This window comes from Hydrogenophaga sp. A37 (assembly GCF_002001205.1).
Taxonomy (GTDB): Bacteria; Pseudomonadota; Gammaproteobacteria; order Burkholderiales; family Burkholderiaceae_C; genus Hydrogenophaga.
Genome location: NZ_MUNZ01000088.1, coordinates 1 through 19,248, shown reverse-complemented (window position 1 = coordinate 19,248; position 19,248 = coordinate 1). Strand labels below are relative to the sequence as shown.

21 protein-coding genes are annotated in these 19,248 nt (G+C 67.8%); 12 read left to right on the top strand and 9 right to left on the bottom strand.

Annotation, left to right across the window (positions count from 1 at the left end; genetic code table 11):
- Positions 1-65 precede the first annotated feature (65 nt).
- The 4 genes from leuA (at position 66) to B0E41_RS09275 (ending at position 4,416) form a co-directional block, all read left to right on the top strand.
- A complete protein-coding gene (leuA, locus tag B0E41_RS09290) occupies positions 66-1,769 on the top strand; it encodes a 2-isopropylmalate synthase (RefSeq protein ID WP_077330827.1) in 1,704 nt (567 codons plus the stop codon).
- A gap of 55 nt (positions 1,770-1,824) precedes the next feature.
- Positions 1,825-2,295 (top strand): C40 family peptidase, encoded by a 471-nt coding sequence (locus B0E41_RS09285; RefSeq protein WP_077330805.1) that lies wholly within the window; start codon positions 1,825-1,827, stop codon positions 2,293-2,295.
- 72 nt (positions 2,296-2,367) lie between these two features.
- A complete protein-coding gene (locus B0E41_RS09280) occupies positions 2,368-3,477 on the top strand; it encodes a 3-deoxy-7-phosphoheptulonate synthase (protein ID WP_077330804.1) in 1,110 nt (369 codons plus the stop codon).
- Positions 3,478-3,612: 135 nt separating this feature from the next.
- A complete protein-coding gene (locus B0E41_RS09275) occupies positions 3,613-4,416 on the top strand; it encodes an SDR family oxidoreductase (RefSeq protein WP_077330803.1) in 804 nt (267 codons plus the stop codon).
- A 32-nt stretch (positions 4,417-4,448) separates the two neighbouring features.
- On the opposite strand, the gene infA is transcribed toward B0E41_RS09275, so the two are convergent.
- The 5 genes from infA to B0E41_RS09250 all read right to left on the bottom strand — a co-directional run bounded on the left by infA (position 4,449) and on the right by B0E41_RS09250 (position 9,528).
- The gene (gene infA, locus B0E41_RS09270; protein WP_077330802.1) at positions 4,449-4,703 is read right to left on the bottom strand and encodes a translation initiation factor IF-1; all 255 of its coding nucleotides are present in this window, start codon (positions 4,701-4,703) and stop codon (positions 4,449-4,451) included.
- Positions 4,704-4,719: 16 nt separating this feature from the next.
- Positions 4,720-5,019 carry a hypothetical protein gene (locus B0E41_RS09265; protein WP_236963028.1) on the bottom strand — a complete coding sequence of 100 codons (300 nt, stop codon included), beginning with the start codon at positions 5,017-5,019 and terminating at the stop codon, positions 4,720-4,722.
- A 369-nt stretch (positions 5,020-5,388) separates the two neighbouring features.
- Positions 5,389-6,147: a hypothetical protein gene (locus tag B0E41_RS09260; protein WP_077330801.1), complete on the bottom strand. Its 759-nt coding sequence runs from the start codon at positions 6,145-6,147 to the stop codon at positions 5,389-5,391.
- A gap of 127 nt (positions 6,148-6,274) precedes the next feature.
- Positions 6,275-7,768, bottom strand: coding sequence for a M48 family metalloprotease (locus B0E41_RS09255; RefSeq protein WP_077330800.1), 1,494 nt, complete (start codon positions 7,766-7,768; stop codon positions 6,275-6,277).
- 56 nt (positions 7,769-7,824) lie between these two features.
- Positions 7,825-9,528: an AarF/UbiB family protein gene (locus tag B0E41_RS09250; protein WP_077330799.1), complete on the bottom strand. Its 1,704-nt coding sequence runs from the start codon at positions 9,526-9,528 to the stop codon at positions 7,825-7,827.
- 189 nt (positions 9,529-9,717) lie between these two features.
- Between B0E41_RS09250 and B0E41_RS09245 the strand changes: the two genes are divergently transcribed.
- From B0E41_RS09245 to B0E41_RS09215, 7 genes are all read left to right on the top strand, one after another.
- The gene (locus B0E41_RS09245; RefSeq protein WP_077330798.1) at positions 9,718-10,176 is read left to right on the top strand and encodes an RbsD/FucU domain-containing protein; all 459 of its coding nucleotides are present in this window, start codon (positions 9,718-9,720) and stop codon (positions 10,174-10,176) included.
- A gap of 61 nt (positions 10,177-10,237) precedes the next feature.
- Entirely contained in the window at positions 10,238-10,957 is a 720-nt protein-coding gene (locus tag B0E41_RS09240) for a GntR family transcriptional regulator (RefSeq protein ID WP_077330797.1), read from the top strand.
- A complete protein-coding gene (locus tag B0E41_RS09235; RefSeq protein WP_077330796.1) occupies positions 10,954-11,877 on the top strand; it encodes a dihydrodipicolinate synthase family protein in 924 nt (307 codons plus the stop codon). The genes B0E41_RS09240 and B0E41_RS09235 overlap by 4 nt, the downstream gene beginning before the upstream one ends.
- Before the next feature lie 47 nt (positions 11,878-11,924).
- Positions 11,925-12,935 (top strand): sialic acid TRAP transporter substrate-binding protein SiaP, encoded by a 1,011-nt coding sequence (locus B0E41_RS09230; protein WP_077330795.1) that lies wholly within the window; start codon positions 11,925-11,927, stop codon positions 12,933-12,935.
- A gap of 2 nt (positions 12,936-12,937) precedes the next feature.
- Positions 12,938-13,417, top strand: coding sequence for a TRAP transporter small permease (locus B0E41_RS09225; protein WP_077330794.1), 480 nt, complete (start codon positions 12,938-12,940; stop codon positions 13,415-13,417).
- A 52-nt stretch (positions 13,418-13,469) separates the two neighbouring features.
- On the top strand, positions 13,470-14,768 hold the full coding sequence (locus B0E41_RS09220) for a TRAP transporter large permease (RefSeq protein ID WP_077330793.1): 1,299 nt from the start codon (positions 13,470-13,472) through the stop codon (positions 14,766-14,768).
- 28 nt (positions 14,769-14,796) lie between these two features.
- Positions 14,797-15,738 (top strand): ribokinase, encoded by a 942-nt coding sequence (locus B0E41_RS09215; RefSeq protein WP_077330792.1) that lies wholly within the window; start codon positions 14,797-14,799, stop codon positions 15,736-15,738.
- Positions 15,739-15,762: 24 nt separating this feature from the next.
- On the opposite strand, the gene B0E41_RS09210 is transcribed toward B0E41_RS09215, so the two are convergent.
- On the bottom strand, positions 15,763-16,659 hold the full coding sequence (locus B0E41_RS09210) for a LysR family transcriptional regulator (protein WP_077330791.1): 897 nt from the start codon (positions 16,657-16,659) through the stop codon (positions 15,763-15,765).
- Between the two features lie 91 nt (positions 16,660-16,750).
- Between B0E41_RS09210 and B0E41_RS09205 the strand changes: the two genes are divergently transcribed.
- Positions 16,751-17,170 (top strand): nuclear transport factor 2 family protein, encoded by a 420-nt coding sequence (locus B0E41_RS09205; protein WP_077330790.1) that lies wholly within the window; start codon positions 16,751-16,753, stop codon positions 17,168-17,170.
- A 19-nt stretch (positions 17,171-17,189) separates the two neighbouring features.
- On the opposite strand, the gene minE is transcribed toward B0E41_RS09205, so the two are convergent.
- From minE to minC, 3 genes are read right to left on the bottom strand one after another with little or no spacing between them, the layout of a single operon-like run.
- Entirely contained in the window at positions 17,190-17,450 is a 261-nt protein-coding gene (gene minE / locus B0E41_RS09200) for a cell division topological specificity factor MinE (RefSeq protein WP_077330789.1), read from the bottom strand.
- A gap of 2 nt (positions 17,451-17,452) precedes the next feature.
- The gene (gene minD / locus B0E41_RS09195) at positions 17,453-18,268 is read right to left on the bottom strand and encodes a septum site-determining protein MinD (protein WP_077330788.1); all 816 of its coding nucleotides are present in this window, start codon (positions 18,266-18,268) and stop codon (positions 17,453-17,455) included.
- A gap of 49 nt (positions 18,269-18,317) precedes the next feature.
- Entirely contained in the window at positions 18,318-19,082 is a 765-nt protein-coding gene (minC, locus tag B0E41_RS09190; protein ID WP_077330787.1) for a septum site-determining protein MinC, read from the bottom strand.
- Positions 19,083-19,248: the final 166 nt, after the last annotated feature.

Here is a 19,248-nt window from a genome sequence, read left to right as displayed (position 1 = left end):
GCGATGGAGGGCTGAAGGGGATGTCGCTTTTGTTTTTTCAGCCCCCCCGATTCGTGGAGCCGCTCATGATTGCCCATCCCGCCCGCAAGTACCAGGCCTTTGCCCCCGTCGAGTTGCACGACCGCACCTGGCCATCCCATTCCCTCACCCAGGCCCCCATCTGGTTGTCCACCGACCTGCGCGACGGCAACCAGGCCCTGTTCGAGCCCATGAACGTCGAGCGCAAGATGAAGCTCTTTCAGGAGCTGGTGCGCATCGGCTTCAAGGAGATCGAGGTGGGTTTTCCGGCCGCCTCACAGACCGACCACGACTTCGTGCGCCGCCTCATCGACGAAAACCTCGTGCCCGATGACGTGACGCTGATGGTGATGACGCAGTCGCGCGCCGATCTCATTGAGCGCACGGTAGACGTCATGCGCGGCGCTCCGCGCGCCATCGTGCACCTGTACAACGCCACCGCCAGGGTCTGGCGCCGCGTGGTGTTCGGCATGAACGTGACGCAGGTGATGGCCTTGGTGCAGGACCACGTGTCGCTCCTCAAGCGCCTCACCGACGCCCGGCCCGAGACACGCTGGACCCTGCAGTACTCGCCCGAGACCTTCAGCGCCACCGAGCTGGAGGTGTCGCTCAAGGCCTGCCAGACGGCCATCGCCGCCTGGGGTGCGGGCCCCGGGCGCGAGGTGATCATCAACCTGCCCAGCACGGTGGAAAACGCCACGCCCAACGTGTTCGCCGACCAGATCGAGTGGATGCACCGGCACCTGAGCCCACGCGAGCACATCGTGCTCTCGGTGCATCCGCACAACGACCGCGGCACCGGCGTGGCCGCGGCCGAGCTGGCCATGCTGGCCGGGGCACAGCGCGTGGAAGGCTGCCTGTTCGGCAACGGCGAGCGCTGCGGCAACCTCGACCTGGTCACGGTCGCGCTCAACCTCTACACCCAGGGCATCCACCCGGGCCTCGACTTCACCGACATCAACGGCGTGGCGCGCGTGGCACAGGCCTGCACGGGCCTGCCCGTCCACCCGCGCCACCCCTACGCGGGCGACCTCGTGTTCACCTCGTTCTCGGGCTCGCACCAGGACGCGATCAAGAAGGGCTTTGCGGCGCACGATCCCCAGGGCCTGTGGCAGATCCCCTACCTGCCCATCGACCCGGCCGATCTCGGCCGCACCTACGACAGCGTGATCCGCGTCAACAGCCAGTCGGGCAAAGGTGGCATCGCCTTTCTGCTGGAGCGCGAGCGCGGCGTGGTGATGCCCCGGCGCATGCAGGTGGAGTTCAGCGCGGCCGTGCAGCGCCACACCGACGCCAGCGAAACCGAGATGAGCGGCCCCGCGCTTTGGGCGCTGTTCCAGACCACCTACCTCAACCCGGGCACCGCGTTGTCAACCGTGGCACAGGCCATCACCTGCCACGCGCACCGCCTGTCGGAGGACGGCCAGGGCATCGAGCTGGACGTCACGATCGAAGGCCTGCGGCAGACGCTGCAAGGGCAGGGCAACGGCCCGATTGCCGCCACCGTGGATGCCCTGGGCCTGCCGCTGGAGGTGCACGGCTACGAGGAACGGGCCACCGGCGCGGGGGCGCAAGCACAGGCCCTGGCCATCGTGGAGGCGGGGCTCGCCGGCACCCCGGGCGCGACCTTTGGCGTGGGCCTGGACAGCAACATCGTCACCGCCTCGGTGCGAGCCGTGTTGAGCGTGGCCAACCGCCTGGTGGCGCCTCCTCGCACGGCTTCGGCGGCGGTCGCCACTGCTGAGGGCTGATCCGGTCGGGCGACACGGTGGGCCTGCGATGGCCCATCCGTTACCCTTGTCACCCATGCGCCGCGTTCTGCCCTGCCTCGCCCTGACCGCCAGCCTGCTGATCGCGGGCTGCGGCAGCGCGCCCCCGTCGCGCGGGCCGGCGTACCGCGCGCTGTCGGCCGAGCAGTCGAGCGACATCGCCATCCACGCGCTGGGGCTGGTGGGCACGCCCTACCGCTACGGCGGCAACACGCCGGACAGCGGCTTCGACTGCAGCGGCCTGATCGGCTACGTCTACAAGAGCCGCGCCGGCATCGCCCCGCCGCGCACGGTGGCGCAGCTGTCCGGCTTCGGCGAGCCGGTGGACACCGACGACCTGCGCACCGGCGACTTGGTGATCTTCGGCAGCGGCCGGCCCTTTCACGCGGGCATCTACGTGGGCGAAGGCCGCTTCGTGCACGCGCCGTCCACCGGCGGCACCGTGCGGCTGGACCGCCTCAACAACGTGTATTGGGCGCGCCAGCCCACCGCCTTCCGCCGTCCCTGAGATGGGACACCCCGCCGCGTTTCACGCGTGGCGGGTAGCTGGCCCGCGGTGGCCACGCGACAATACCGGGCTATGACCATGCACGCCCACCGCCCCGCCACTCCCTTGTCCACCCACGACACCACCCGTGTTGACGACCTGCGCATCGGCGCGGTGCGACCGCTGATCACGCCCGCCCTGCTGCAGGAATGGTTGCCGACGCCGCCGGCCGCGCAGGCGCTGGTTGAGCGGAGCCGCACCGCGCTCTCGCGTGTGCTGCACGGCCAGGATGACCGCCTGATCGTCGTGGTCGGCCCCTGCTCCATCCACGACCACGACCAGGCCATGGCCTACGCGCGCGGGCTGAAAGAACAGGCCGACGCGCTGGGCGACGCGCTGCTGATCGTCATGCGCGTGTACTTCGAAAAACCGCGCACCACGGTGGGCTGGAAGGGCTACATCAACGACCCGCACCTGGACGGCAGCTTCGCCATCAACGAAGGCCTGGAGCTGGCGCGCCAACTGCTGCTGGACGTGCTGGCCGTGGGTCTGCCGGTGGGCACCGAGTTCCTGGACCTGCTGTCGCCCCAGTTCATCAGCGACCTCGTGAGCTGGGGCGCCATCGGCGCGCGCACGACAGAAAGCCAGAGCCACCGCCAGCTGGCCAGCGGTCTCTCGTGCCCGGTGGGTTTCAAGAACGGCACCGACGGCGGCGTGAAGGTCGCGAGCGACGCCATCCAGGCCGCGCAGGCGCCCCACGCCTTCATGGGCATGACCAAGATGGGCCAGGCCGCGATCTTCGAAACCCGTGGCAACGCGGACTGTCACGTGATCCTGCGCGGGGGCAAGGCACCCAACTATTCAACCGCCGATGTCGACGCCGCCTGCGCACTGCTGAAGGCAGCCGGCCTTCGCGAGCAGGTCATGATCGATGTCTCGCACGCCAACAGCAGCAAGCAGCACCGCAAACAGATCGAGGTGGCGGCCGACGTGGCGCAGCAGATCACGGCCGGCGACGCGCGCATCACCGGCCTGATGATCGAGAGCCACCTCAATGAAGGCCGGCAGGACATCGTGCCCGGCCAGCCACTGCAACACGGCGTGAGCGTGACCGACGCCTGCATCAGCTTGGAGCAGACCGTGCCGGTGCTGCAGGGCCTGGCGGCAGCGGTGCGGGCGCGTCGGGCGCGCACACCGGGCTGACGTCCCCTCTCGCCCTGACGGGCGGCTGCGTCAATGTCTACAGGGGGTTTCACCCCCGACGCCCATGTTCTGACTAGAGTGCCGTCGGCCCAGGCATCGCCCGGGCCTTCATCCATTCAGACACAGGAGGGTTGCATGCCAGTTTTTGATCTCACGGGCCGCAGGGCATTGGTCACCGGAGGTGCCCGGGGCCTGGGCGCCGGCATGGCGGTGGCGCTGGCCGCCTCTGGGGCTGCCGTGATGATTGGCGATGTGCTGGAAGACGAGGGCCGGGACACGGCCAGCGCGCTGACCACCACCGGCGCCCAGGCGGCTTTCGTGCACCTGGACGTGACCGACGAAGCCAGCTGGCTCACGGCCGTGAGCGCCACACACGCCGTCCTGGGCGGCTTCGACATCCTGATCAACAACGCCGGCATCGAGGAGACCGCCCTGGTGACCGAGATTGAGCCCGAGGCACTGCGCCGCATGCTCGACGTCAACATCGTGGGCACGGCGCTGGGTCTCAAGCACGCCTTTCGCGTCATGCGCCCGGGCGGCCTGGCCGGGCAGGGCGGCGTGGTGGTCAACGTGTCGTCGGTGGCGGCCACCATCGCCTTCCCGGCGATCGCGGGCTATTCGGCCACCAAATCGGCGGTCGACCGGCTCACGCGCGTGGCGGCGATGGAGTCGGGCAAGCTGGGGTATGGGGTGCGGGTGAACTGCGTCTACCCGGGGCTGGTACCCACCGACATGGGCATGAAACTGGCGGGCGACGTGGTCACGGCGGGGCTCTTCGCCACGCCGGAAGAAGCCGTCGGCGCGATCATCGAACAGACGCCGCTTGGGCGCCTGGGCACCGTGAGCGAGATGGCCGACGCGGTGGTCTTCCTGTGCTCCGACGCCTCGCGCTTCATCACCGGCGTGGGCCTGCCGGTGGATGGTGGCATGGGCATGTGAGCCCAACCGCCCCTGAAGGAGCGGCACTTCGATCAGCGCGGTTTGCGCGGAACGATGGGGCCGCGGCCTTCGATGTGGCGGAAATTGATCCGACCCTTGGTCAGGTCGTAAGGCGAGAGCTCCAGAGAAACCCGGTCACCCGCGAGGATGCGGATGTGGTTCTTCTTCATCTTGCCGGCGGAGTAGGCGATCAGCTGGTGACCGTTGTCCAGCGTCACACGAAAGCGCGTGTCGGGCAGCACCTCGTTGACGATGCCCATCATGTCGATCAGTTCTTCCTTGGCCATGTGAGGCTCCTTTGCTTCAAATACAAATCTGAGGCGCCGCAGCGGCACCGGGGCGGGCGCGAGCGCGCAGTGCGTCGTTCACCCAGTCAATACCCTGCGCCACGGCGTAATCTGCCGCAGCGTCGTGGGTCGCGAAATCATCGTGGAAACGCATGACACGGGCGGTACAAGCGCTGCCGGAACCGCTGGCGATGGACACCTGAGCGGCAAAACGCCCGCTGTCCAGCGGGCGAGAGCCAGCCGCAATGCGGTACTGGCCCAAGGTGAGAGAAGAAAGACCTTGCGAAGGCGTGGTCGTGGAAATCGTATGAATCATCAAAAACATCAAAGGGCCAGGATCGCCGCCTCAGCAGCCATACCTGTTGCGCCCGAACAAACACATGTGGCAGCCCCAGGCGCCGGGGTGCCCGACTGAAAAAACCAGGAACCGCCAGGATGCAAGACAGAGCAGGCAACCCGTCGGTACCAGCGCACGACCCTCGGCAGGGGCATCGGCACAACAGCAGGGAAAGGATTTGCGACGTTACCGCCCTCGACAGAGGGAGCGGAGCAGGCGCGGCTCGCGATGGAGGGGCTGGACCGGCCACCCCTCTGCCGGGGGTGGTGCGTCAGGGCATCTTCAGACGCTTGACGTGCGCGGTCGCCCAAGGCGAACCCGGTAATGTACCACGATGTGGAAATTGTGTCAGCAATGCAAGCGGAACTGCTGATCTCTGGCGTTCTTGCGCTCAAACCGCACCCGGTCCTGTTCGCCTGGGGGCAAGGGATGCCTGGCGTAGGCGTCCAGCGCGGCGATCTCTTCCTTGAGGCGCTTGCAACGCCAGGCTTTGTCATCGGGCACCCGGGCCGCCGGGGTCACGCCGCCTTGGGGGATGGGTGGCGGGGTAAGTTCGGCCATGCGGTTGTCTGCGAACGCAATCTGGTCTGCCAGGGAAACGTCTGCCGGTACGGTGTAAGCCCGGACAACGTACGCCCCGCGGTGCTGGCAGTGCACACGTGACCAGAACTGCCCCGCCCCTTTGCAGCGGTAGAGCGTGATGCTTTTGCCGCCCGTACTGAGGGGGTCTGAGACGTCCACGCCTCGGGACTTCGATTCGACCGGGCAGGCTTGGTCGGTGTACAGCACCTGGCCTGTGTGGTCGCAGCGCTGCGGGCCGGCGGGCGAGGGGGTGGCTGACGCGGTGGGCACTGCGGTCGAAGCGACGGCGGGCAGAACGGGTGTGACGGGCGCCTTTTCAGGGGTGGCTGCCTGTGGCGGCGGAGCAATGACCGCGGCCTTCGGTGAGCCCGGCCAGTTGAACACCGCGTAAGCGCCGAACACCAGCGCCGCGAGCACGAGACCGATCGTCAGGCCACTGACCCCGTCGCTGTCCAGCGGGCGGAAGAGGTTCGCGGCGTCCAGGCCCGCTTGGCCAGCGCTTCCGTCGTCCGGCTCGGCGCTCATTGGACGACCCTCCGTGCAGGGCACTGCGGGGCTGAGCGCCTTCGGAGCGGCCGGGCGGCGCTCACTGGAGTACCTTCGCCCTGCGGGCTGCGGTGCGAGCTGGCTTGGGAACGGCCCGGCGCTGCGCTCATTCCGCCTTCACCACCTTGACCATCTGCCCCACCGGCGGGTCGCTGCGGCCGTAGGTGCCGTTGAGCAGTTGCAAGCGTTTTTCAGGCACGGCCGACTGGCGCGCGAGCTCGGCGAAGCCGCCGCGCGGGAAGGGCACGAGGTGCACAACCCACGGCCGGGCCAGCTGCTGATCGGCCGCGTTCATCGCGCGGAACGATTTTTCGGTGGCTGTCATCCCGGGCATGGCGAGCTGGCGCGCGGCCGGGTTCACCGCGAGGTAGAGCATCACGAAGGTGTTCTGCTTGGGCCCGGTCACGAGCGTGGCTTCGAGGGTCTGCGGCTGACCGTTGCTGCCTTTGCGCGCACCGACGAAGTGGGTGGCCGTGAACCCGTTGATGTGGCCGCGCGTGGTTGTGCCTTCGCTGGGCTGCAGGGCGTTGCGAATGATGTCGTCGTGCGTGTTGCCGGCGTTGGGCGGCACGGCGAGCACGCGCAGCGCGGCGTCGCCCTGCGGGCTGGCGAAGGTGAGGGCTTCCGGTTCGTTCTGGATGCGCCAGCCGGCGGGTGCGGCCATGGTGATGCCCATGGCAGGGTGGTAAAAATTCTGCCCCCGCGTGAGGCCCTGCTCGGGTGTTTCGCCGAAGCGCATGCCATGGATCACCTGCATGAAGCGCTGGCCGCCATCGGAGGCGTAGGTGCCCTGGTACTTGGCGGCGTTCTGGCTGATGGATTGCAGGCGCTGGTCGTTGCTGGGGTGGGACGAGAGCCAGCTGTCGCGTTCTGGCGCGGGCTGGCCGGCGGCGCGGGCCTCGTCGATGGCAAAAGCCTCCTGCAGTTTGAGCACGCGGATCACGTCGATCATGTGGCGCGGGTCGTACTGGCTGCGCGCAAGGTACTCGGCGCCGAGCGTGTCGGCCTGCAGCTCCTGCTCGCGGCTGTATTTCGCCACGTAGCCAGCGGCCATGCCCTGGGCCATCTGCCCGAACATCTCGGTGCCGCCGCTCACGCCGACCTTGCTTTCGAGCACGGCGCCGAGCACGGTGGCGGCGAGCACGCCCAGGCCGGCCGTCTGCTGACGGGTGGCGCGCTGGGCGCCGTGGCGGGCGGTGACGTGGCCGATTTCGTGGCCGATCACGCCGGCCATGTCAGCCTCGTTCTCCATGTAGGCCAGGATGCCGCGCGTGACGTAGACGTAGCCACCGGGCAGCGCGAAGGCGTTGATCTCCGCGCTGTCGAGCACGGTGAAGGTCCAGGGGATGTTGGCGCGGTGGGATTGTTTTGCCAGCTTCTGGCCGACCTCGTTCACATAGGCCTGCAGGCGGGCGTCCCGATAGACGCCGTATTCCTTGAGCACCTCGGCGTGGGCCTTCTTGCCCTCGGTGAGCTCGGCGGACTCGTCCATGGTGGTGCGCTCGGTCTGCCCGGTGACGGGGTTGACCACCGTGGTGCCGCAGCCGCCGACCAGCAGGCCCAGCGCCATCGCGAACGGGAGCATTCGGTTCCAGTTCATCTGCGGAAGCTCCTGATTGGGTTGTTGTGGTGGTGGGCGAGCATGGGCCGAGCCGCTCAGTCGCCGTCGGGCAGGTCGCGCCCCTTGCTGCTGCGCCAGATCGCGCGCACCAGCCACAGCCCGCCGACGAACGCGCTGGCAAAGCCGAGGAAGCCAAAGGCGGGCAGGCCAAACAGGGTGGGGCCGCCCTTGACGGTCATGACAATGGACGAGCCGATGATGAGCGCGGCGATCACCAGCGCCATGGTGAGGCGGTTGGCGGCGCGGTCGATCTGGTCGCCCACGCGCTTGAGGTGCGCGAGCTCGATGCCCACGTGCACCTTGCCACGGCGCGCGTTGCGCAGCAGGCGCGACACGTCGTGCGGCAGTTGCTCGGCCACGGCCAGCGTGCGTCGCAGCGTCTGCCAAGCGCGGCCCGCCACCACCTTCGGTTGGTAGCGCGCGCGCACCACGCGCTGGAGCATGGGCAGGGCCTCGGTGGTCATGTGGAACGTCGGGTCGAGCCCTCGGCCCATGCCTTCGAGTGTGATGAAGGCCTTGATGAGCAGGGCCATGTCGGACGGCAGACCGAGGTGGTGCTCGCGCAGGATGGTGGTGACGTCGGCCAGCATCTGGCCGAGGTTGAGCTCGGCCAGCGGTGCGCCGTGGTACTGGTCGACAAAGGTCTCGATCTCGGTTTCCAGCGCGCTCAGGTTGAGGCCGTGGTCGTCACCGGTCCAGTCGAGCAGCACGTCGGCCACGGTCTGAGGGTTGCGCTCGACCAGCCCCAGCAGCAGGTGCAGCAGCTCTTCGCGCCGGCGCGTCGAGAGCCGACCGACCATGCCGAAGTCGATGAAGGCGATGCGGTTGCCGTCGAGGTAGAACACGTTGCCGGGGTGCGGGTCGGCGTGGAAGAAGCCGTCTTCCACGATCATCTTCAGCACGGCCTGTGCGCCGCGCCGGGCGAGCAGGTTGCGGTCCAGCCCTTCGGCGTCGAGCCGGGCCAGGTCGTGACCGGCGATGCCACCCACGAAGTCCTGCACGTTGACGCGTTCTTTGGTGTGCGCCCAGTGCACCTTGGGCACCACGATCCAGGGCAGGGCCACCAGGTTGGCGGCGATGCGCTCGGCGCTGCGGCATTCGCTGGCCAGGTCGAGCTCGCGCTGCAATGAGCGCGCGAGTTCGCGCACCAGCTGCTGCGGGCGGTAGGGCTTCAAGGCCGGCAGTTCGGCCTCGGCCAGCGCGGCCAGGCGCGCGAGCAGGCGCAGGTCGGCTTCGATGATTTCGGTGATGCCGGGGCGGCGGATCTTGACGATCACTTCGCTGCCGTCGTGCAACTGCGCACGGTGCACCTGGGCGATGCTCGCCGCGGCCAGCGGTTCCACGTCAAAGCGCGCGAACACGGCTTCGGGCTCGCCGCCCAGGTCTTCGCGCAACTGGGGCCGCAGCTGCTCCAGTGGCAGGGCGGGCACGTTGCTGTGCAGCTTCTCAAACTCGGCGATGTAGTCGGGGCCGAACAGGTCGGCGCGACCGGCGAGGATCTGGCCGAGCTTGACGAAGGTGGGGCCGAGCTCTTCGAGCGTGAGGCGCAGCTGCACCGGCGGCTCCAGCCGGGCGAGGTCGGCGGCGTGGTCCCATTTGATGGCATGACCCGCTTTTTCCAGCCGATCGGCCAGGCCGAGGCGGCGCACGCTGTCGCCAAAGCCGTGGCGGATCAGCACGCCGAGGATGGCGTTGAGACGGCCCATGTCGCGGGCGGCACCCAGGGTTTCGATCAGCATGCGGCCATGATAGACCGGCCCCAGGCAGGGTTGTGGCAGGTGGAAGCGTCAGCTTGAGCAAGTGCGCGCGTGGGTGGGGTCATCAGGGTTTTCACCGGTGAACTGTTAACCAGCATCGAACTAACATGTCAGTGTGTCAGCCCATGGCCGCACCGTGATGTTCCTTAACCCGATCCGCCCGACCCACCGATGCTCAAACGCATTCCGCCCCTGTTCACCCCCGATGCCTTGCACGCGCTGGCCAGCATGGGCCATGGAGACGATCTCGCGATCGTGGACGCCAACTTCCCGGCCGCAGGGGTGGCCGCTGCCCACGGCGCGCGCCTGGTGCAACTGCCCGGCGCCGATGCGCCCGCGGTGCTGCGCGCCGTGTTGCAGCTGATGCCGGTCGACGATGTTGAAGCCGGCGCTGCGCGCCACATGGAGGTGGTGGGCGACGCCACGGCCGTGCCGCCGCCGGTGGCCGCCTTCCAGCAGCACCTGCTGGCGGCCGGTGTGCCCGCGTCGCAGGGTGTGGAGCGGCATGCGTTTTATGCGCTGGCCTCGCGGGCCTTCTTGATCCTGCGCACCGGCGAACGCCGCCCCTACGGCAACCTCCTGCTGCGCAAGGGCGTGGTGCGCGACGCCGATCTGGAGGATCTTGAATGAGCGCAGCGCCGGGCCGCCCCAAGCCCGCTCGCACCGCAGTGCGAAGCACGGAGGCTTTCGAATGAGCGCAGCGCCGGGCCGTTCCCAAGCCCGCGTGCCCAGCCTGCGCGTGCAGGCCTACGAGAATTTCCGCGAGCAGATCGTGCGGGCACAGATCCGGCCCGGGCAGTTCATCTCGCAGCGCGAGTTGATGCAGTTGCTCGGCATGCCGCTGGGTGCGGTGCGCGAACTCATCCCGCGCCTGGAGGCCGAGGGCCTGCTGCAGACCGTGCCGCAGCGAGGGCTGCAGGTGGCGCAGGTCGATCTGAAGCTGATCAGGAACGCCTTCGAGCTGCGCCTGCTGCTGGAGCGCGAATCGGCGATCCGCTTTGCGCAGGAAGCGAGCGACGCCGAGCTGGCGCGGATCGAGGACGAACACCGCGCCATCGTCGAGCGCGCCCGCACCGGCCCGATCGACGAGGGCCTGCTGGCCCGGGCGACCCAGGTCGACTGGGGTCTGCACGAACACATGATCGACGCCATGGGCAACGCGCTGATCTCCGAGATCTACCGCATCAACAGCCTGCGCGTGCGCCTGATCAAGTTTGAGAATTCCAGCCTCTCGGCCGACATCCTGCTGGCCGCGATGGAAGAACACCTGTGGTTCATCGAGGCGCTGCGCCGCCGCGACACCACGGCGGTGGCCGAACGCCTGGGTCACCACATCGAGAGCGCGCGACGCCGCGTGCTCGGACTGCCACGGCCCACGCTGCCGTGGTCCTCACAAACCGCCACGCCATGACCTCCCCCAAAAAACCCGCCTTCGTCGGCATCTGGACCGCCATGCTGACCCCGCTGGACGCGGCGCAGCAGATCGACCTCGACGCCTTCGCCGCCCATGCCAAACGCCTGCTGGCGGCGGGCTGTGGCGGTGTCACCGCCTTCGGCACCACCGGCGAGGGCCCGTCGTTTTCGGTGGCCGAACGCATGGCCGCCGTCGAAGGGCTGATCGCGCGCGGGGTGCCGGCCGAGCGCCTCATCGTGGGCACCAGTTGCACCGCCGTGCCCGAAACCGTGGCCCTCACCCGCCACGCCACCGCGCTGGGCGTGCACGGCTGCCTGGTCCTCGCGCCCTTCTATTTCAAGGGCGTGTCCGACCAGGGCATCATCGACAGCTTCCGCCAGATCCTGGACCAGTCCATGTCGCCGGAACTCGCGGTGTACCTGTACCACATCCCCCAGGTCACGGGCGTGCCCCTGTCGCACCACGTGATCCGCACCCTGTTCAACGCCTACCCGCAGCAGATCCTGGGCATCAAGGACAGCCAGTGTGACCAGGCGCACTCGCTGGCGCTGGCGGGCGCCTTCATGAAGGACCTCACGGTCTACGTGGGCTTCGAGCCCGACCTGCCCGCCCTCGGCCGCCTCGGCAGCACGGGCGCCATCAGCGGCCTCGCCAACTTCGTGCCCCGGCTGGTGCACCGCCTGGTGAGCGAACCCGACGGCCCAGGTGCGGTGCGCGACCTGCAGCGCGTCAAGGACGTGCTCGCCATGCTCGACGGCTTCTCGTTGATGCCCGCACTCAAGGCCGTGATGGCCGAGCGCGACGCCAACCACGCCTGGCTGACGGTGCGGGCACCGCTGGTGGCCGTGACCTCCTCCGAACACGCCGAGCTGCGCCGCCGCCTGCTGGCGCTGGCCTTGGACCCCCTGAAAGACTGACCCACGCTTCTCTTTCGCACCGCCACCACACCCACAAGGAGACCGACATGAGCACCCCTTCCATGATCCGCCGCGGCCTGCTGGCCACCGCCTCCGCCCTGGCCCTCGCGGGCCTGATGACCCCGATTGCGCAGGCCCAGACCAAGCTGCCACTGCGCATTTCCACGCCCGCCGTGGCCGACGACTGGCACGCCAAGATGTGGACCGTGTTCAAGGATTCGCTGGAGAAGAGCGCGCCGGGTGAATTCGACGTGCAGATCAACCTCAACGCCTCGCTGTTCAAACAAGGCACCGAGCCGGCCGCCATGGCCCGCGGCAACCTGGAGCTGTCCAGCATCTCGGCCTTTGACATCGCCAAACTGGTGCCCGAGTTCTCCATCTTCACCGCCGGCTATGTGGTCCAGGACCCGCAGCAACAGCAGAAGATCTTCAACGGCCCCATCGGCCAGGAGCTGTTCAAGACCGTGTCCGAGAAGATGGACGTGACGGTGCTGTCCACCATCTACCTGGGCACCCGCCAGGTCAACCTGCGCGAGGTGCGCAACGTGCGCACGCCGGCCGACCTCAAAGGGGTGAAGCTGCGCATGCCCGGCTCCAAGGAGTGGCTGTTCCTGGGCGAAGCGCTGGGCGCCACCGCCACCCCGCTGGCCTTTGGCGAGGTCTACCTGGGCCTGAAGTCCGGCACCATCGACGGCCAGGACAACCCGCTGCCGTCGGTGCGCTCGGCCAAGTTCTATGAAGTGACCAAGCAGATCGTGTTGACCAACCACCTGGTGGACGGCATCTTCCTGGCCATCGCCAACAAGACCTGGAACGCCCTGACCCCAGCGCAAAAGCAGAAGGTGCAGACCGCCGCCACCGCCGCGGCACTGTTCAACAACGAGAACCGCATCAAGGAAGAAGGCCAGATCATCGATTTCTTCAAGCAGCAGGGGCTGACCGTGACCACGCCGGACCAGGCCGCCTTCCGCACCCACGTGCAGCAGGTCTACCTGAACTCCGAGTACGCCAAGGTCTGGCCCAAGGGCCTGGTTGAACGCATCAACGCGGTGAAGTGAGCATGCAGCGCTGGTTCATCCGGGGGGCCAACGCCTTGGGCGGCGGCCTGTTCCTGATCATGTTCGGGGTCTTCATCGTCCAGATCGTGGCGCGCTTCGGCTTCAACCGGCCGCTGCCCTGGACCGACGAAGCCGCGGTCATCCTCTACGTGTGGGTGATCCTGTGGGGCGCGGCGGCGTTGGTGCCCGAGCGAGAGCACGTGGTCTTCGACCTGGTGTGGAACAGCGTCGGCTTGCGCACCCGCCGGGTCATGCGCATCGTGGGCCATCTGATGGTGGGCGGGCTGGCCCTGGTGGCCCTGCCCGCGAGCTGGGACTATGTGCGCTTCATGCAGCGCGAGGGCACGCCCGTGTTGGGCATTCCTTTCATGTGGGTCTTCCTGCCCTTTGTGCTGTTGATGGTCGGTCTGGTGATGCGCGCCGCGTGGGCCATCTGGACCGCCCTCCAGGGCAAAGGCCTCGACGCCGAGCTGAGCCTGTGACCCGAGACGCTCGCCGCGGCGCCTCTTTCTTGCCGTTCAAAGGGGCTGTTCGATGACACCAGGAATTTCTGTTCTCGTGGGGGTGCTCGTGCTGGGCATGCTGCTGCGCATGCCCATCGGCTTCTCGATGCTGGCCTCCGGGGTGGCCTACCTGCTGGTCAAACAGCAGGACCTGGGCCTGGTGGCCGAACAGGTGAGCAACGGCCTGTACAACAGCTACGTGCTGCTGGCGGTGCCGCTGTTCGTGTTTGCCGCCAACGTCATGAACGCGGGCACGGTGAGCGAGCGCATTTTCGATTTCTGCCGCATCCTGGTGGGCCGCATGCGGGGCGGTCTGGCGCAGGTCGACATCCTGGTGAGCGTGATCTTCTCGGGCATGAGCGGCAGCGCGATCGCGGACGCCGCCGGCCCCGGCCTGGTGACCATCCGGCAGATGCTCAAGAAGCCCGAGTACAGCCGGGGCTTTGCGGGTGCCGTGGTGGTGGCCAGTGCCACGCTGGGCCCGATCATTCCGCCGTCCATTCCCATGGTGATCTACGCGCTGGTGTCGGGCGCTTCGGTGGGCGCGCTGTTCCTGGCCGGCGTGGTGCCGGGCGTGCTGATGGCCGTGCTCATGATGACGGTGGTGCACTTCATCGCGGTCAAACGCAACATGCCGCGCGAAGACAAGATACCCCTCAAGGACTGGCCGCCCATCCTGTTTCGCGGCGCGTTGCCGCTGTCCATGCCCATCGTGCTGCTGGGCGGCATCTACTCGGGCGCCTTCACGCCCACCGAAGCGGCCGCCGTGGCCGCGCTGCACGCGCTGATCCTCGCGGGCGTGGTGTACCGCGCCCTCACTTGGCGCACGTTCTGGGGCGTGGTCATGGAGTCCACGCGCGGCAGCGCCGTGATCACGCTGATCCTGGCCGGCTCCTTCATGCTCAACTACGCCTTCACCGCCGAAGGCCTGCCCCAGGCCATGGCGCAGTGGGTCGACAGCATGCAGTTGGGCCGTATCGGCTTTTTGCTGCTGGTCAACCTCATGTTCCTGGTGCTGGGCTGTTTCCTGGACGTGTCGGTGCTGCTGCTGGTCTTCGTGCCCATGCTGCTGCCCACGGTGGCGCTGCTCGGCATCGACCTGGTGCACTTCGGCGTGCTGGTGGTGCTCAACATGATGATCGGACTGATCACGCCCCCGTTCGGCATGCTGCTGTTTGTCACCAAGGCGCTCACCGGCATTCCCATCGGCGAGATGGTGACAGAGGGCTGGATGTTCATCGCCATGCTGTTCGCGCTGCTGCTGTCCCTGACGCTGTTTCCGCAGATCGTGTTGTGGCTCCCGCAGACCATGGGCTACGGTCTGAAATGACGACCCCACACGCTTCACCATCCAGACCATGAGCCCCGCTTTGCTCCCCAAGAAGGGCCCCGATGTGGTCGTGGTGGCCAGCTGGAATGCCGACTTCAGCTCGCGGGTGGCGCGCCCGCCCGCGCGGGGCGAAACCCTGATGGGCGACGGCTTCGAGGTGAGCCCCGGAGGCAAGGGCAGCAACGCCGCGGTGGCCGCGGCGCGACAGGGTGCCCGGGTGGCCGTGCTGGCCCGCATCGGCCGCGACGACTTTGGCCGCATGGCGCTGGCGCTATGGACCGGCGAAGGCATCGACACACAGAGCGTGGAACAGGCACCGAACGAGCCCAGCGGCGTGGCCCAGATCCTCACCTACCCCGATGGCGACAACAGCATCGTGGTCAGTCCGGGTGCCAACGCCGGTCTGGGGCCGGCCCAGGTCGTGGCCGCTGCGCCGCTGTTCGGTGCCTGCCGGGTGGTCTTGGCCTCGTTTGAGGTGCCGCTGCCCGCCACGCTGGCCGCTTTCCGCCTGGCCCGCGCCGCCGGGGCGCGGACCGTGCTCAACCCCGCGCCGGCGCGTGCCCTGCCGGTCGAATTGGCGGCGCTGGTGAACGTGCTCACGCCCAATGAAACCGAGCTCGCCACCCTCAGCGGCATCGAGGGGGACCGTGATCGCGCCGCCCAGGCCCTGCTGGACCAAGGCGTGGCCGCGGTGCTGGTGACCCTGGGTGCGCAGGGCGCGGCGCTCTACCGGGCGGGCCAGCCGGTGCACACGGTGCCCGGTCATTCGATGACGGTGAAGGACACGATCGGCGCCGGAGACGCCTTCAACGGGGCGCTCGCTGCCGCGCTCGCGCGCGGTGAACCGCTGGAGGTGGCGCTGCACTGGGCCAACGCGGCCGCGGCGCTGTCGGTGCGCGCCAGGGGCGCCATCGCAGGCATGCCCTCGTTCGCCGACACCGCTGCCTTGCTCCAGGACGCGCCTCCTTGAACACCGCTATCCGGCGATTCCGGTTCAGGGGCCGGGCACCGGGGCGGCCAGCGCCAGAGACAGCTGCTGCACCACCTGCCTCACCGATTGGCGCGAACCTGCCGCCCGGAACACCCACATCTCATAGAGCGGCAAGGCCTCGCGCAGACGCAGCGGGACCAGCCGCTGCCGCGCATCCCCCGTCAGCAGCACCGGGTGCGGGATGACACCGAGCAGGTCCGAGTGCGACATCAGGTTCAGCATGCTGGCGTAGTCCGGGCAACTCACGGCCACACGGGGTGGCGTCATCCGGCGCACGGCAAATGCCTCGGTCAGCACATCCACGGGACCACGAACACTCGGCCCCACCGAGACCCATGCCGCGCCCTGCAGATCTGCCAGCGTCCGCGCCTTCGACAGGGGATGTGCGCTGCGGGCATAGACCACCGGCTGGAGCTGATAGAGCGCCTGGCAGGTCAGTCCCGTTGGGTTGAATCCACGGGGGCGAGGCGACACCACCATGTCGAACCCGTGCCGTTGCAGACCGGCCAGGAGGTGGCCCTCGTCCGCGGTTGACAGCTCCAGACGGCGGCGCCCACGCCCCTGGCACCAGGCGCTGTACAGGGCGGGCCCGCACACCAGCGCAGCCGACGGCGTGAGGCCCACGCGCAGGACCTCGGCAGCGCTCCGGTGGGGCGCCGCCGCGACCAGTGCATCCACCCGCTCCGCCAGGGCCATGCCGTCCGACGCCACGCGCAGGGCCAGTTCAGTGGGGACGCAGCGGCGCCCTGATCGCACCAGCAGTGGGGACGGGAAATGCCGCTGAAGTTGCTTGATGCCGTGGCTGATGGCGGGTTGCGAGACCCCGACCGCCTGGGCCGCGGCCGCAAAGGAGCCGTGTTCCACAACCCGCCTGAGGTATTCGAGGTAGCGGATATACATAAACACCATTGATGAATTGGCGTCCATTGTGGCTTGTCTTCGGCGGCAGTGAATGCAAAGCTCTGGCCTCGTCCAACCGAAAGGAACCCCCATGACGCAACAAGCCATTGACACCGTTCGCACTTACTTGAAGCACCTGCACGCCAGCGACACCACCGGATTGATTGCCGCGTTTGAAGACGACGGCGTGGTCCACTCCCCATTCCTGGGAACCAGGGTCGCTCGTGATTTTTTCAAGAAGCTCGAACAGGCATCAAGCCGCAGCGTGATCACGCTGATCGATCTCTTCGCCCAGGTTGAGCCCGACGCGGGAACCGTGCGTGTGGCCGCCTATTTCCGCTACGAATGGACACTCAATGATGGGCGGCAGGTGGACTTCACCTGCGTGGACGTGTTTGGCTTCCGGCCGGGCAGCGCACGGATCCAGAGCATGCACATCGTTTACGACACGCATCCGCTGCGCGAGCAGGTGGGTGACAAGTACGCCCCCACGCCGCAGAGCACGAGGTGAAGCCGCGACGGCGACCGGCCTACTTGCGGTCGGGCAACTCGATCTTGACCTCGAGCACATCCAGGTTGTCCTGGCGGTCCAGCTGGACCTTGATGTCTTCCTGGTTGATCTTGATGTACTTGCTGATGACGGCCACCAGCTCGCGCTGCAGGGCCGGCAGGTAGTCGGGTTCAGAGGCGTTTCGGCCGCTGCGCTCGTGCGCGAGGATGATCTGCAGCCGCTCCTTGGCGACGCTGGCGGTCTTCTTTTTCTCGCCCAGAAAGAAGGACAGGAACGACATGCTCATTTGCTCCCGAACAGGCGCTTGAAGAAGCCGGGCTTTTCGGCGTCGATGAAGCGCAGCGGCTTGTCGCCCCCCAGGAAGCGCTCGATCACGTCGCTGTAGGCCTCGGCCACGTCGGTGCCCTTGAGGTGGATCGCGGGCATGCCCTGGTTGGACGCGGTCAGCACGTTTTCGCTCTCGGGGATCACGCCGATCAGCTTGATGCGCAGGATGTCCTGGATGTCTTCGAGCGAGAGCATCTGCCCGTCGGCCACGCGCGTGGGGTTGTAGCGCGTGATCAGCAGGTGCTCCTTGATCGGCTCCTTGCCTTCGATGGCTCGCTTGGTCTTGCTGCCGAGCATGCCGAGGATGCGGTCGGAGTCGCGCACGCTGGAGACTTCGGGGTTGGTCACGATCAGCGCCTCATCGGCGAAGTGCATGGCCATGAGCGCGCCGGTTTCGATGCCGGCGGGGGAGTCGCAGACGATGTACTCGAAGCCCATCTCGGACAGGTCGTTCAACACCTTTTCGACGCCGTCCTGCGAGAGTGCGTCCTTGTCGCGCGTCTGGCTGGCGGCGAGCACGAACAGGTTGTCGCACTGCTTGTCTTTGATGAGCGCCTGGTTCAGGTTGGCTTCACCGTGGATGACGTTGATCAGGTCGTAGACCACGCGGCGTTCGCAGCCCATGATCAGGTCGAGGTTGCGCAGGCCGACGTCGAAGTCGATGACGGCGGTCTTGTGGCCGCGCAGGGCGAGGCCGGAGGCGAAGCTGGCGCTGGTGGTGGTTTTGCCCACGCCACCTTTGCCGGAGGTGACGACAACGATTTTGGTCATGGTGAGGGGGTCTTTCTGGATCGGGGTGGAATCGGTGGTCGGAGGCTTCTCAGACCGAAATGGCATCGACGACGAGTTTGTCGCCGTCGGGGCCGGGTGTGAGGCGCACCTGGGCGGCCTTGCCCTGCACCTCGGGGGGCAGGGGCTTTTCGCTGGTGCGGTAGATGCCGGCGATGGAAATCAGCTCGGGCGACATGGCGAGCGCGAAGATGCGCGCGTCGGCGTTGCCACGCGCGCCGGCGATGGCTTTGCCGCGCAACGGGGCGTAGACGTGGATGTGACCGTCGGCGATGACCTCGGCGCCGGGGTTGACCATGGCCATGACCACCAGGTCGCGGCCGCGCGCATAGACCTGCTGGCCAGACCGCAGGGGCTTGTCGATCACCATCGCACCCGCGGTGGGCGTCGGCGGGGCGACGGGCTCGGGCGCGGCTGGGGCCACCTCCAGCGGTGCGGCCGGGATGGGGCGATGCACGGTCGCGTCGGGCGCGGCGATCAGGCCGACCGATGCGGCCTGGGCCATCTGCTCGGCGTTGCCGCCACGAACGGCCAGCGGACTCAGGCGGTGCGCCTGCAACAGGCCGACCAGCGCGGCGAAGTCGATGGCGGCACCGGGGTCGGCGGCCTGCAGAGGGAAGAGGTCGATGACCAATGGATCGTGGTCAAAAAAATCGGGAATGTCGCCAAAGCGCTGGGCGAATTCGGTGCTCAGGCGAGCGAGGTCGGCGGATTTGAGCAGCAAGGCCACCAGAGGCAGGTTGGCGCTCTTGATTTCGAAGGCGGTGGGAGCGCTGGCGCTGAGGATGGTGGACATGTATCCGTGCGGAGGCTGGGTGACGCTGGAGACCCTCCAGCGAATGCAGCGGGCAGTTTACCAGCCACCCCCTCTGCCGTTGAACCCGGCGCGTGTCCACATGTGACGGTGGTCAGCGCCGGTGCGTGCACCCGACAAACGTCAAGGCACGCGACCGCCGTGATGC